Genomic DNA, 12765 nt, shown 5'->3' on the forward strand with positions numbered 1-12765 from the left:
CTAGGCACCCATGAGTTAAAGGAACATCATGGAACTGCAAGTTACAGATTTGGCCGTTGCCCGAGGGGGCGTGCCTGTGCTCGAAGGTCTGACGTTTGGCCTGTCATCGGGGCGGGCCTTGGTGTTGCGCGGGCCAAATGGCTCGGGCAAAACAACGCTGTTGCGCACCATCGCCGGGCTTCAACCGGCGCTAGAGGGCTCAATCGACGGGGCAGGGGAACGGATAGCGTATGCTGCCCATGCGGACGGTTTGAAAACCGCGCTGAGCGTTACCGAAAACCTGACATTCTGGGCGCAGGTCTTTGGCAACTCTGACATTTCAGCGGCTCTGGCCGGGTTTGATCTTGGCGATCTGGCTGATCGCCCCGCCGGGTCTCTGTCGGCGGGTCAAAAGCGCCGCCTTGGCCTTGCCCGTTTGATGGTCACCGGCCGGCCGGTTTGGGTGTTGGATGAGCCGACCGTGTCGCTTGATACGGCCTCTGTGGCGCTGTTTGCCGATGCGGTGCGCGGGCACCTTAAGGGCGGCGGATCGGCTTTGATGGCCACGCATATTGATCTCGGCCTTGATGAGGCCAACGTATTTGACGTCACCCCGCACCGTGCAAAGCCGCGCGTGTCTGTCTTGGATGAGGCCTTCTTATGATTGCGTTATTGATGCGCGATTTGCGCCTTGCCGTCCGAGCAGGGGGCGGATTTGGCTTGGGGTTGGCATTCTTTTTGATCGTGACCGTGTTGGTTCCGCTTGGCGTTGGGCCGGAAACGGCGCTGTTGTCAAAAATCGCGCCGGGTATTTTGTGGATCGGGGCGCTGTTGGCTTGCCTGTTGTCACTCGATCGGATCTTTGCGCTGGATTTTGAGGATGGCAGCATTGATTTGCTCGCAACCGCGCCCCTTCCGATGGAAGGGATCGTGACCGTCAAAGCTTTGGCACATTGGCTGACCACGGGGTTGCCGCTTGTTCTGGCGGCACCGGCGCTTGGTGTTTTGCTCAACTTGCCCCAAGGCGGGTATTTGTGGATTGTCGTTTCGCTTGGACTGGGGACGCCGGCTCTGTCAGTGATCGGAACCTTTGGCGCGGCTTTGACTGTTGGCTTAAAACGGGGGGGGCTGTTGATGTCGCTTCTGGTCTTGCCTCTCTATGTGCCGACGCTGGTGTTTGGTGCCGAAGTCGCGCGGCGTGGCGGTGAAGGGCTGGCGGTGCAAACGCCGCTTTTGATGCTGGCTGGGATCAGTTTTGGCGCGGTCGCACTGCTACCATTTGCCAGTGCCGCGGTCTTGCGGATCAACTTGCGTTAAGCCATCAACGCATCACAAACTGCGCCATGGCATTGCTTTAAATCAAGGACCACCGCGCAAAGGTGCCGCAAAAGGAAACCAAATCCGCAGACGATGCCACAAGCGGACAAAAGTGATGAGCGGCCAACTTGCGCCTCGCCGCAATATGAGGTGTAAATTGCCGCGCGCAACAAGGACAAGTCACACCCATGTCGATCTGGGAATACGCCAATCCGGTGAAATTCATCCGCACCACAGACCGCCTGATGCCCTATCTGGCAATCGGATCTGTGGTTTGTCTCGTCTCTGGCCTGGTCTGGGGGTTTTTCTTTACCCCTGACGATTACCGCCAAGGCTCTACCGTCAAAATTATCTACCTGCATGTGCCAGCCGCCTTGATGGCGATCAATGCGTGGATGATGATGCTGGTCGCATCGCTGATTTGGATCGTACGTCGCCACCATGTCTCGGCTTTGGCTGCCCGCGCTGCGGCTCCGATTGGGGCTGTGATGACAGTGATCGCATTGGCCACGGGGGCGATTTGGGGGCAACCGATGTGGGGCACATGGTGGGTCTGGGATCCGCGGCTCACGTCTTTCTTGATCTTATTCCTGTTCTACCTTGGCTATATCGCCCTTTGGGAAGCCATTGAAAACGATGACACAGCTGCCGATCTGACCTCGATCTTGTGCTTGGTTGGCTCTGTCTTTGCGCTCCTGTCGCGCTATGCAGTGTTGTTTTGGAACCAGGGGCTGCACCAAGGCGCGTCGCTGTCGATGGACAAAGAAGAACACGTTGCCGATGTGTTTTCCAACCCGCTCTACGTGAGCATTGCAGGCTTTGTTTTGTTGTTCATTGCTCTGGTTTTCTTGCGGACGCAAACCGAAATCCGGGCCCGCCGTGCGCGGGCGCTAATCGCAAGGGAGCGTTTGTCATGATGCCTGATCTTGGAAAATACGCCGATGCGGTTTTGTCGTCTTATGCGGTGTCCATTTTGCTGATCGCGGTGCTGGTGGCTATGTCCATTCGTCGTTCGCGCAAGATGAAAGCCTATCTGGCGCAAATAGAGGAGCGTGTGAAAAATGGCTGAACAGGGCCCTCAGAAGAGTAAGATTTCGCCGCTGATGCTGCTCCCTCCGCTGATTTTTATGGGGTTCGCGGTTATGGTCTATTTCGGCATGCAGCGCGGCAATACCCGCGAATTGCCATCGACCTTTATCGGCCAACCAGCCCCGGCTCTGCCCGCCGAGGCGCTTGATGGCTATGACGCGGTTACCCGCGAGCTGATCACCTCGGGCGAGGTCACCTTGGTGAACTTCTGGGCGAGCTGGTGTCCGCCGTGTCGGGTGGAACACCCCAACCTGATGAAAATGCAGGCCGATGGTCTGCGCATTGTTGGCGTGAATTTCAAAGACAAAACCGCCCAAGCGCAGCAGTTCCTAAGCGGTGGTGGTAACCCGTTTATGGCGGTTGGTTTTGACACTCCGGGCCGCACCGCGATTGATTGGGGGGTCACTGCGCCGCCAGAAACCTTCATTCTGGATGGGCAGGGCACGGTCTTGTTTCGCTTTACCGGTCCGCTGGTTGGCTCCGACTATGAACAGCGCTTCGTGCCTGCGCTTGAACAGGCCCTCAAAAACGCAGGCAGCTAAGCCGCGTCTTACAACTCACAATAGGCGGTTGGCTCGGATCCCGGGCAGCCGCCTTTTGCGTCTTCTGAGCTGGCATAGGCCCCCATCACTGCAAGGATCAGCAGGGCGGCGGCTTGGATCAATGTGATGGTTTTCATGTGGCGTGCCTTCGTGTTGTCTTGGCTACAACATGGGGGACGCCGCGCGAATTGGTAGGGGGGAATTCCTGACCCTTTACTTCAAACCCTATGAATTAGCTAACAAATGCGCGAGTTTTCGCGTGATCCCTCAAATGCTGTGCAGTTTCCCGCCAACGAGAGCGAGACGACTTTATTGCGTCGCGTCCAGGAAGTGCAAAATATCTGAGTTTCCCTCAAACCGATCTAACGCTCGATTGGCTTCGAGGCGGGCCAACGCGGGCTTGTCGATCAGGTGCAAGGCCCAGACAAGTTCCACATAGTGCCGTGCCTCATCCGGGGACAGCTTGATCGCCTTTTGAGCGAGAGGCAGGGCTCGTAGACCGTCGCCCAGAAAGTTGTAGCTCATAGCAAGAAAGACAAGCGCGTCGATGTTTTCCGGGTCCCGTCGCAACGCCTTTTCACAATCGTGCGCAGCCTCCTGATAGCGTTCCAGATCGGTTCGGTCCACACAGCGTGACAACCACCCTTGCCAATGATCGTCATCTTTTAAAACGCGGGTATAGGTGGCCTCTGCGCGTTCAAATTCACCTTTTAACCGATACGTCCATGCCAGCATCCGATAGGCCGCTGTATTTTGGTCAAGCTCAACGGCCAGTTCCAAATCCTCAACACTGGCGTCCAATTCCCCCAATTCGCGCCGGGCGATCCCGCGGGTTTCATGGGCTAAGGCTTTGTCGCCAAGAGATTGTGGGGCTGACAGTCAAAAGTTGGTGCAGGCCACAACACTCGCCTCAGGTGCGAGATTTGGATCACTCTCAAAACAGGGATGAGGCAGGGTGTCGCCCGCCGCCAAAGACAGGCGGGGCAAAGATAGGATCAGAAACACGACGACACGAAACATGTGCATATCATTGGCACATAAGGAGTCAGCCAGCAAACGGTCAGTAACCTAGGACAAAGGGAAGGCATAGTACGCTGTGAGTCACCAGAATTATCGCACCTATTTGACCCTTCCATAAACAAAAAGGCCCCCGGATCACTCCGAGGGCCTTTCTAAATCTTGGTCAGAAAATCTTACGATTTGGCGAGGTTACGCAGAACGTAGTGCAACACGCCGCCATGTTCGATGTATTCGATTTCGATCGCGGTATCGATCCGGCATTTGATGCTGATCTCTTTGACCGAACCGTCGCCCATGGTGATGGTGCACGGCACTTCTTGCAGCGGCTGGATGGTGTCCAGACCGGAGATCGAGACAGTCTCGTCGCCTGTCAGACCCAGCGTTTTGCGTGTGTCGCCATTGGTGAATTCAAACGGGATCACACCCATACCAACGAGGTTGGAGCGGTGAATACGCTCAAAGCTTTCAGCGATGACCGCTTTGACACCCAAAAGCGCTGTGCCTTTGGCCGCCCAGTCACGCGAGGAGCCTGCACCGTACTGTTCGCCACCGAACACAACCAGAGGCGTGCCTGTTTCTTGGTAGGCCATAGCCGCGTCATAAATCGACGTTTGCTCGCCATCGGGGCCTTTGGTGTAGCCACCTTCGACGCCATCGAGCATCTCGTTCTTGATGCGGATGTTGGCGAATGTGCCGCGCATCATGATCTCGTGGTTCCCGCGACGCGACCCGTATGAGTTGAACTCACGTGGGGCAACCTGACGCTCAGTCAGATACTGACCGGCGGGGCTGGATTGCGCAAAGGACCCAGCAGGCGAGATGTGGTCGGTGGTGATCATGTCACCCAAGATCAGCATCACTTTGGCACCGTCGATATTGGTGATCACGCCTGGCTCAGAGTCCATACCCTGGAAGTAAGGTGGGTTCTGAATATAGGTCGATGCGGATGGCCAATCGTATGTGTCCTGATCAGGCACATCGACACCCTGCCATTTTTCGTCGCCTTTAAACACGTCGGCATATTTCGACAAGAAAGCGTCGCGTGTCACGGTTTTCTCAACCATTTCAGCAACTTCTTGTGTCGTTGGCCAGATGTCCTTGAGGTAGACGTCATTGCCGTCTTTGTCCTGAGCGATCACGTCAGTGGCAAGGTTGATGTCCAGCGTCCCGGCGATGGCATAGGCCACAACAAGCGGAGGCGATGCCAGATAGTTGGCGCGCACGTCAGGAGAAATACGGCCTTCAAAGTTGCGGTTACCAGAGAGAACCGATGTCGCAACCAGATCACCTTCGGCAATCGCGTCACTGATTTCCTGCTGGATCGGACCAGAGTTACCAATACAGGTTGTACAGCCGTACCCCACGAGGTTGAAGCCAACCGCATCCAGATCTTTTTGCAGATCGGCCGCTTCGAGATACGCCGACACAACCTGTGACCCCGGTGCCAAAGACGTTTTGACCCAAGGCTTGCGATCCAGGCCAAGTGCGGCGGCTTTGCGTGCCACAAGGCCCGCGCCGATCATGACATAGGGGTTCGAGGTGTTCGTACAGGAGGTGATCGAGGCGATCACAACCTTGCCTGATTCCATGGTGTAGTCTTCACCTTTGACGGCGACCTGCTTGCCCATGGGACGTTTGAACATGTTCTCCATCTGGTCGGCAAAGGCTTTGTCCGCGCCGTCCAGTGCAACGTAATCCTGCGGGCGTTTCGGACCCGAGATCGCTGGAACAATGCTCCCCATATCGAGCGATAGGGTCGCTGTGTAGATGGGCGAATAATCTGCATCGCGCCAGAAACCGTTTTCCTTGGCATAGGCTTCGACCAGCTGAACGCGGGCCTCATCACGGCCAGTGTTCCGCAGGTAACGCAGGGTTTCGTTGTCGATTGGGAAGAAGCCACATGTCGCACCATATTCGGGTGCCATGTTGGCGATCGTGGCACGGTCGGCCAGCGGCAGACGGTCAAGACCTTCGCCGTAGAACTCAACGAACTTGCCAACAACGCCTTGGGCGCGCAGCATTTCAACGACCTTCAGAACCAAGTCAGTGCCGGTGGTGCCTTCGACCATCGCGCCGGTCAGCTCAAAACCAACAACTTCGGGAATCAGCATCGAGATCGGCTGGCCCAGCATCGCGGCTTCGGCTTCGATCCCGCCAACACCCCAGCCAAGAACGGCTGCGCCGTTGACCATGGTTGTGTGGCTGTCGGTGCCGACAAGCGTGTCAGGATAGGCCACTTCGTCGCCATTCTGGTCAACATCGGTCCAAACGGTTTGGGACAGATATTCCAGGTTCACCTGGTGACAAATACCGGTTCCGGGAGGCACGACGCGGAAATTGTTAAACGCGGTCTGGCCCCATTTCAGGAACGTGTAACGCTCCATGTTGCGCTCATATTCGCGGTCAACGTTCATTTGGAACGCACGCGGGTTGCCGAATTCGTCGATCATAACCGAATGGTCAATGACGAGATCAACAGGAACCTGCGGGTTGATCTTGGCGGCCGAGCCTTTGAGGCCAACGATACCGTCGCGCATGGCGGCAAGGTCAACAACGGCTGGAACGCCGGTGAAATCCTGCATCAGCACGCGGGCAGGGCGATAAGCGATCTCACGCGGGTTTTTACCACCCTGCGCGCCCCATTCGGCGAACGCTTTGATGTCGTCTACGGAAACGGTCTTGCCGTCTTCGAAGCGGAGCATGTTTTCCAAAACCACCTTAAGTGCGGCGGGCAATTTTGAAAAATCGCCAAGGCCGGCCTCTTGGGCGGCGGGGATCGAGTAATAGGAAATCGACTGATCACCGACAGTGATCGACTTGCGCGTTTTAGCGCTGTCCTGGCCTACGGTAATGGGCATGGATACCTCCGATGGGATAGTGACAGGGATGGAATTTCCCGCCCCTCTTGCCCCAAGCGGGCCTCGCAATCAAGGGGGAAGCGGCTATTTGTATACCAATGTATGCAGATTTATTGACGCAGGGGGCAGAGTGATTGTTACAGTGCCCTCACTTCCCAGTCGCAAATGAGTGATTGGCATGACAGGCCGCTGTCTTTTACACCATAAGGGCATCGTTGGAGAATAGGACAGAAATGCGCAAGCTCATCCCCCAAGTCATCCCTATGACCGTGGCCGCATGGACGGCATTTTCAGGCGCGCTTTGGGCGCAGGAAAACCCTGTTGTGGTTGAGCTTTTCACCTCTCAGGGCTGTTCTTCCTGTCCGCCTGCCGACGCATTGTTGCACGACTTGGCCGGCCGAGACGATGTGATTCCCTTGGCGCTCCATGTGGATTACTGGGATTACATCGGCTGGAAAGACGTGTTTGCAAAGGCCCAATTCACCAAGCGGCAAAAAGGCTATGCCCGTGCTGGTGGCTGGCGGACGATCTATACACCCCAGATGGTCATAAACGGTGCCGAGGATGTGGTTGGGTCGCGTCCGATGAAAGTCACAGATCTGATCCGAAAGCACTCCAAACAGGCTCCGCGTGTTGATCTCAATGTGTCGCGCTCGGGTGGCAAATTGTTGATTACGGCGCGCGCGCTGCAAACAGGCGAACCCTGCGATATTCATATTGTGCGTTACGAACCGTTGCAGGACGTGAAAATCACCCGCGGCGAAAACGCCGGTCGGTCGCTCACCTACAGCCATATTGTCAAGGACTGGCAAAAGGTTGCGCGCTGGGATGGCCAGGGGACGTATCAGTCGCAGCTGCCCCTAAAGGGCAAGGGCCCGGTCGTTGTTATCCTGCAAGAACCCGGTCACGGAGCCATTGTCGCAGCGGCACGTTTGCGCTGAATTCTGGCTTGGCGTTTGGGCTTCCAGCGCCGGTGCACCCAAAGCCATTGCCCCGGGTTTTCTTCGATCCGGGCTTCAAGACGCCGCGTGGCCGCGCGCATCATCTCCAGAGGGTCACCATGTTCGATCGGCTCTTCGAACACCGCGTCAAACCCATATAGATCATCATGGCGAATACCAAAAAACGGCACCATCAACGCGTTTGTGCGCAGGGCGATATCGGCGGTTGAAGTCAAGGTCGGTGCCGGTTGTCCCAGAAAATCAATGGGTTCACCGGCACTGTCAAAGAGGTCAAACAACAGAACGGCCATGCCGCCCTCTTTGATATGTTTGATCAAACCCATTGTGCCGCGCCGCCCTTGTTCAAAGACCGGCTCACAAATATCGCGCATGTTCTTGGCGTAATGTTCGTGAAAAAACGGATTGGACATTGGGCGGATCAATCCGCCAACCTGATAACCACGTGCCACCAAGGCGCAACGCGCGCATTCAGCGCTGCCAAAATGCCCTGAGACAAGCAAAACAGGCCGCCCTTCGGCCTGGGCCTTTTCGATATGGGCAAGGCCGGGGCCGCTGACGGAGTTCTTGGCACCGCGCGCCAGCATTTCGGGCACGTCGTAATTTTCGATAAACGCCCTGCCAAGATTGCGCAGCACTTGATCACAAATGGCGGCACGTTGTTCGTCTGGGAGGTCTGGCCAAACATGGTCAAGGTTTTCCGAGATACGCTTGTCCCAACCGACCAAAGGCCCGACAATGCGCCGCACCAATGCCCCAACCAGCTTGAGCCGGGTTTTTATTGGAAACCGCAACGCCGTCCAAATCAGCCCGCGAATCGCAAAATCGCTGAGCCGGTCTTGCCAACCGCCATGTTGACGCTTTGCTTTTTTCGATTTTGCCAAAACGGGCCTCGTTGGATGTCAAACCCCGTTTTAAGCCCTGACCATGGTGGCGGCAAGGAGTGCCGTGTTATTCTTCTTCATCCGGGTTCAGCAGTTCGATTTCTCCGACATTGACCAGATCACGGATCGCGCTAACCACGTCGGTCATGGCCCTTTCCCCGAGCTTGGGTTTGACGATACCCTTGGCGTCGGCTTCTTCTCGAATGTTATCGGCCATGCGTTTGGACATGTTTTCCAACAAGAATTCGCCAGCGCGTTGTTCTTGTTCATTGCCATTGCTTGATGCAGCAATCGCAGTGGCAAGCGTTTCTGGTTTCACGTCGCGGGTGATTTTTGGCACGTCGATGGCATTCAAACGTTCGGGAATATTCCCAAAGGTAAAGATCGCCTTGCGGACGGCATTGGCAAAATTCTCATCGTCCTTCTCCAAATCGCCAAGCAATTCTTCGCGCACAGCTGAATTCGAATAGTTGAGAATTGATCCCAACCGTTCTTCGGGCTTGGCTTTGAATGCTTTGGGCGGTTCCGCGTCCAATTGCGCGGCGATGGCAAGGCCGATCCGGTCAACCGCATCCGGGGTGACGCCGGTTGTCATCGACACCGCATAAGAAATCCGGCGGGCCTTGTCGCCAGGCAACTTGGCGAGAACCTGCGCGGCTTTGCCGACATCGATCTTGGACATCATAACAGCGGCGACCTCGGTCGCTTCTGAATTCACCAATTCTTCAATCCGTTCAACATCCAGTGCATTGATTCGCTGCCAGGGGTCGCCGGTTTGACGCACGCCCGCTTCCTTGCGCAAACGCATGGCAGTTCTGGGGCTGATTTTGCCATCTAGGGCGCTCAATGCGCCGGCGATATCGCCGGGAAAAGACAGGCCAATTTGCTCAAGCTCATTTGAGAACTCTTCGATGACATTGTTTAGCGTTTCACGATCCACATACCGCATATTGCCCATCAACATGGTCAATTCGGCCTGCTGTTCATCCGGCAAGTCGGTCAGCGGTACATCAGTATCTTCGTTCAACAAAAACTGAACAACAATCGCGGCTTTGGTTTTACGCGACAGGCCAGCGGGCATTGCATTAACGGGGCCGGGCAGGGCAAGGGCTGTCATGGCTGTCCTCTCAAACTATAGGTTAAGAGGTAACGCCGATTAGTTTCCGGCGCGTTAAGCTTGTTTGGTGAAATGCGCGCTTCGTCAGAAAAAAGTTTTGCCGCCAAACGCCGCGGGATGCCGAAAGCCAAACCCATGCCAAACGGCAGAGTACCGCACCGCCTGAATTGATCTCAGTCGATGGGCCTTGATCGGCGCGAAAATCGAACGGAAATACAAATACTTGCCCGGCAAAACATCGCGCGAGCAAAGCATCATGTGCCTGCCGTTACACAGGTGTTTTCTTCAATTATGCGTCAGCCTGAAACCGTTTTGCAGCTCTGGGAAGTGCTGTCATACACCATGCCGTCGGCGCAAGACATGGCCTGAATGTGGCTCCCTGAACATTCCGCATAGCCCAAAACAGGCATCAGCGTCAGTGTGGTTGCAACGAGAAGTGTTTTGAAAGTCATGATCGTGCCCTCCGAAATGAGGACTATAGACTAACACGGGTTCGCCAAATCTCAAAATCGGGGCAAATCTGCCTTGCCCAAAGCACATTGTCCAACTCGGTCAAACAAGCAAAAACGGCCAGAAAACCTCTGGCCGTTTTTTGTCTTTCAACCGGTTTTTAGTCTTCGCCAAACACGCGGGCAAAGATCGTGTCGACATGTTTGGTGTGATAGCCAAGGTCGAACTTTTCGTTGATTTCGTCTTCGGACAAAGCGGCGCGCACTTCGTCATCCGCCAAAAGCTCTTCGCGGAAATCGGTGCGGTGATCCCAAACTTTCATCGCGTTGCGCTGTACCAAACGATAGGCGTCTTCGCGCGATACACCGGCTTGGGTCAAGGCCAGCAGGACGCGCTGAGACATCACCAAACCTGGGAACTTGTTCATGTTTGCCAGCATATTCTCGGGATAAACCAAGAGCTTGTCGATCACACCGGTCAAACGCGACAGGGCGAAATCCAGCGTGATTGTGGTGTCGGGGCCGATGTTCCGCTCAACAGAGCTGTGCGAAATATCGCGCTCATGCCACAGGGCGACGTTTTCCATCGCGGGCACAACAGCCATCCGCACCAGACGCGCCAAACCGGTCAGGTTTTCGGTCAAAACCGGGTTCTTTTTATGCGGCATCGCCGAAGAGCCTTTTTGGCCCATAGAAAAGAACTCTGCCGCTTCGAGAACTTCAGTCCGCTGCATGTGGCGGATTTCGGTCGAGATGTTTTCGATCGAAGAGCCAATCACACCCAATGTGGCAAAAAACGCGGCGTGGCGGTCGCGCGGAATCACCTGCGTGCTGATCGGTTCGGGAACCAGCCCCATTTGATCGCACACATGCTCTTCAACCGCGGGGTCGATATTGGCAAAGGTGCCAACCGCGCCCGAGACCGCACCAGTGGCGATTTCAGCGCGCGCATCGCGCATCCGCGACAGGTTGCGATCCATTTCGGCATAGAAACGCGCAAAGGTCAGACCCATGGTTGTCGGCTCGGCATGGATGCCGTGGCTGCGACCGATGCGGATCGTGTCTTTGTGCTCAATTGCGCGGCGTTTCAGGGCGGCCAAAAGACCTTCGATGCCCGTGATCAAAAGATCCGAGGCGCGCACCAGCTGTACGTTGAAACAGGTGTCGAGCACGTCAGACGATGTCATGCCTTGATGCACAAAACGCGCTTCTTCAGAGCCAACATGTTCGGCCAGATGGGTCAAAAAGGCGATGACGTCATGTTTGGTAACAGCTTCGATTTCATCAATGCGGGCGACATCAAATTCAACATCTTTGGCTTTCCAGACCGCGTCGGCGTTTGCCTGCGGGATCACACCAAGCTTGGCCTGCGCGTCACAGGCATGGGCCTCGATCTCGTACCAGATGCGGAATTTGGTTTCGGGGGACCAGATGGCAACCATGTCGGGGCGGGAATAACGCGGGATCATCGGCAAACCTTATTGTGAGTTATTGGGGCGAGCGAGGGCGTCATAAACCGCGCTGAGCAATGTCACAAGGGGAGGAAGCTGAGGCGGATTGCCCTGATGTCAGGTTTTCAATCGCGCAACCGGGCCTCCGGGTCGAAAAACAGCCAACGGGGCCACCCAATTGGGCAACCCCCTTAACTGTTCAAGACATCGGAGAGATCGTGTCAGTCACAGATTTCGGAGTGAGTCCGTTGCGACTGATGGAGAGGAGGAGAGCCAAGCTGCGATCACATTTGGTGTCTCAAGATGGGGGGATTGCTGGACCGACGCGGTTAGCATCCAGATAGACAGCAAAAATATACTGCGAGAGAGATGAGGAAACATGACATTTGTCCTAAATAGAGTGTTCATGATGGTCGTTTCTTTGCGACTGTCTTGGGTATAGACCCCGTGATGGGCACAAATATGGAGCATTTGAGGTAATTGTGTCTAAAACGTAAACAAAGGTTTAATCACCGGTTACCTACCCCGGTCGCGGGCGCTGTTATATCGAAAAAGAGACTGAAAATTGAAACAGTTAAGTGATTTTCTCGGAAGCTGGTCCCTTGAGCGTGACATACAACATGCGGACGGAAATCAGGCGCAATTTCACGGTCAAGCCACATGGACAGCGGACCGGGATGGCGCGAATTATCTGGAAACGGGTGAATTGGTCATGCCGGGCCAAGGCGTGTTTCGCTCAGAACGACGTTACCGATGGGACAGAGATTTGCGTGTCTTTTTTGACGATGGGCGTTACTTTCACACGGTTCCCGCCCTTGGTGGCGAAACGGCGCATTGGTGTGATCCTGATCAATACGATGCGTCGTATAACTTTGAAAACTGGCCCCATTGGTCTTGCCAATGGCGGGTTCGCGGCCCTCGTAAAGATTATGAGATGACAAGCCGTTACCAGATTTTGCGCTGATCTTTGCACGGAGCTTTGCTTTGGTCTTTGCAGGGGTCTTTGCTCAGGCCTTTGATCTGGCCTTTGATCTGAAACATCGGGCTGAATTGCGCGCCGGTATACCATTGTATCCCTGTAAGATGCTGAAATAAAACAT

The 12765-nt window shown here is 55.4% G+C and carries 15 protein-coding genes; 7 read left to right on the forward strand and 8 right to left on the reverse strand.

Annotated features, from left to right (window positions below; translation table 11 throughout):
• The first annotated feature begins 28 nt into the window (after window positions 1-28).
• From ccmA to ACRBB0_RS05970, 5 genes are all read left to right on the forward strand, one after another.
• On the forward strand, window positions 29-643 hold the full coding sequence (ccmA, locus tag ACRBB0_RS05950) for a heme ABC exporter ATP-binding protein CcmA (RefSeq protein ID WP_431373491.1): 615 nt from the start codon (window positions 29-31) through the stop codon (window positions 641-643).
• Window positions 640-1296, forward strand: a complete 657-nt coding sequence (ccmB, locus tag ACRBB0_RS05955) for a heme exporter protein CcmB (RefSeq protein WP_431373492.1) — start codon at window positions 640-642, stop codon at window positions 1294-1296. The genes ccmA and ccmB overlap by 4 nt, the downstream gene beginning before the upstream one ends.
• Window positions 1297-1484: 188 nt before the next feature.
• Window positions 1485-2213, forward strand: coding sequence for a heme ABC transporter permease (locus ACRBB0_RS05960; protein WP_431373493.1), 729 nt, complete (start codon window positions 1485-1487; stop codon window positions 2211-2213).
• Window positions 2210-2365, forward strand: a complete 156-nt coding sequence (gene ccmD, locus ACRBB0_RS05965) for a heme exporter protein CcmD (RefSeq protein WP_431373494.1) — start codon at window positions 2210-2212, stop codon at window positions 2363-2365. Before ACRBB0_RS05960 ends, ccmD begins: the two co-directional genes overlap by 4 nt.
• Entirely contained in the window at window positions 2358-2927 is a 570-nt protein-coding gene (locus ACRBB0_RS05970) for a DsbE family thiol:disulfide interchange protein (protein WP_431373495.1), read from the forward strand. Before ccmD ends, ACRBB0_RS05970 begins: the two co-directional genes overlap by 8 nt.
• Before the next feature lie 8 nt (window positions 2928-2935).
• Here the strand turns inward: ACRBB0_RS05970 and ACRBB0_RS05975 are convergent, their stop codons facing one another.
• From ACRBB0_RS05975 to acnA, 4 genes are all read right to left on the reverse strand, one after another.
• Complete coding sequence (locus ACRBB0_RS05975; protein WP_431373496.1) at window positions 2936-3064, reverse strand: hypothetical protein; 129 nt, start codon at window positions 3062-3064, stop codon at window positions 2936-2938.
• 172 nt (window positions 3065-3236) lie between these two features.
• Window positions 3237-3806, reverse strand: a complete 570-nt coding sequence (locus tag ACRBB0_RS05980) for a tetratricopeptide repeat protein (RefSeq protein WP_431373922.1) — start codon at window positions 3804-3806, stop codon at window positions 3237-3239.
• A complete protein-coding gene (locus ACRBB0_RS05985; RefSeq protein WP_431373497.1) occupies window positions 3807-3947 on the reverse strand; it encodes a hypothetical protein in 141 nt (46 codons plus the stop codon).
• A 173-nt stretch (window positions 3948-4120) separates the two neighbouring features.
• On the reverse strand, window positions 4121-6805 hold the full coding sequence (gene acnA / locus ACRBB0_RS05990; protein WP_431373498.1) for an aconitate hydratase AcnA: 2685 nt from the start codon (window positions 6803-6805) through the stop codon (window positions 4121-4123).
• A 233-nt stretch (window positions 6806-7038) separates the two neighbouring features.
• Between acnA and ACRBB0_RS05995 the strand changes: the two genes are divergently transcribed.
• Window positions 7039-7746 (forward strand): DUF1223 domain-containing protein, encoded by a 708-nt coding sequence (locus ACRBB0_RS05995; protein WP_431373499.1) that lies wholly within the window; start codon window positions 7039-7041, stop codon window positions 7744-7746.
• Here ACRBB0_RS05995 and ACRBB0_RS06000 read toward each other — a convergent pair.
• From ACRBB0_RS06000 to purB, 4 genes are all read right to left on the reverse strand, one after another.
• Window positions 7710-8648 (reverse strand): lysophospholipid acyltransferase family protein, encoded by a 939-nt coding sequence (locus tag ACRBB0_RS06000; RefSeq protein ID WP_431373500.1) that lies wholly within the window; start codon window positions 8646-8648, stop codon window positions 7710-7712. The genes ACRBB0_RS05995 and ACRBB0_RS06000 overlap by 37 nt on opposite strands.
• Before the next feature lie 67 nt (window positions 8649-8715).
• Complete coding sequence (locus ACRBB0_RS06005) at window positions 8716-9765, reverse strand: flagellar motor switch protein FliG (protein ID WP_431373501.1); 1050 nt, start codon at window positions 9763-9765, stop codon at window positions 8716-8718.
• A gap of 296 nt (window positions 9766-10061) precedes the next feature.
• Window positions 10062-10217, reverse strand: a complete 156-nt coding sequence (locus tag ACRBB0_RS06010; RefSeq protein WP_431373502.1) for a chitin-binding domain-containing protein — start codon at window positions 10215-10217, stop codon at window positions 10062-10064.
• Between the two features lie 158 nt (window positions 10218-10375).
• A complete protein-coding gene (gene purB / locus ACRBB0_RS06015) occupies window positions 10376-11683 on the reverse strand; it encodes an adenylosuccinate lyase (RefSeq protein WP_431373503.1) in 1308 nt (435 codons plus the stop codon).
• A 547-nt stretch (window positions 11684-12230) separates the two neighbouring features.
• On the opposite strand from purB, the gene ACRBB0_RS06020 reads away from it, so the two are divergent.
• Entirely contained in the window at window positions 12231-12629 is a 399-nt protein-coding gene (locus ACRBB0_RS06020) for a DUF6314 family protein (RefSeq protein WP_431373504.1), read from the forward strand.
• Window positions 12630-12765: the final 136 nt, after the last annotated feature.

This window comes from Pelagimonas sp., assembly GCF_050633425.1.
GTDB lineage: Bacteria > Pseudomonadota > Alphaproteobacteria > Rhodobacterales > Rhodobacteraceae > Pelagimonas.

Bases quoted from the DNA above. Each gene is read 5' to 3' on its own strand.
- ccmA (WP_431373491.1), top strand. From the start codon at position 29: ATGGAACTGCAAGTTACAGATTTGGCCGTTGCCCGAGGGGGCGTGCCT.
- ccmB (WP_431373492.1), top strand. From the start codon at position 640: ATGATTGCGTTATTGATGCGCGATTTGCGCCTTGCCGTCCGAGCAGGG.
- ACRBB0_RS05960 (WP_431373493.1), top strand. From the start codon at position 1,485: ATGTCGATCTGGGAATACGCCAATCCGGTGAAATTCATCCGCACCACA.
- ccmD (WP_431373494.1), top strand. From the start codon at position 2,210: ATGATGCCTGATCTTGGAAAATACGCCGATGCGGTTTTGTCGTCTTAT.
- ACRBB0_RS05970 (WP_431373495.1), top strand. From the start codon at position 2,358: ATGGCTGAACAGGGCCCTCAGAAGAGTAAGATTTCGCCGCTGATGCTG.
- ACRBB0_RS05975 (WP_431373496.1), bottom strand. From the start codon at position 3,064: ATGAAAACCATCACATTGATCCAAGCCGCCGCCCTGCTGATCCTTGCA.
- ACRBB0_RS05985 (WP_431373497.1), bottom strand. From the start codon at position 3,947: ATGTTTCGTGTCGTCGTGTTTCTGATCCTATCTTTGCCCCGCCTGTCT.
- acnA (WP_431373498.1), bottom strand. From the start codon at position 6,805: ATGCCCATTACCGTAGGCCAGGACAGCGCTAAAACGCGCAAGTCGATC.
- ACRBB0_RS05995 (WP_431373499.1), top strand. From the start codon at position 7,039: ATGCGCAAGCTCATCCCCCAAGTCATCCCTATGACCGTGGCCGCATGG.
- ACRBB0_RS06005 (WP_431373501.1), bottom strand. From the start codon at position 9,765: ATGACAGCCCTTGCCCTGCCCGGCCCCGTTAATGCAATGCCCGCTGGC.
- ACRBB0_RS06010 (WP_431373502.1), bottom strand. From the start codon at position 10,217: ATGACTTTCAAAACACTTCTCGTTGCAACCACACTGACGCTGATGCCT.
- purB (WP_431373503.1), bottom strand. From the start codon at position 11,683: ATGATCCCGCGTTATTCCCGCCCCGACATGGTTGCCATCTGGTCCCCC.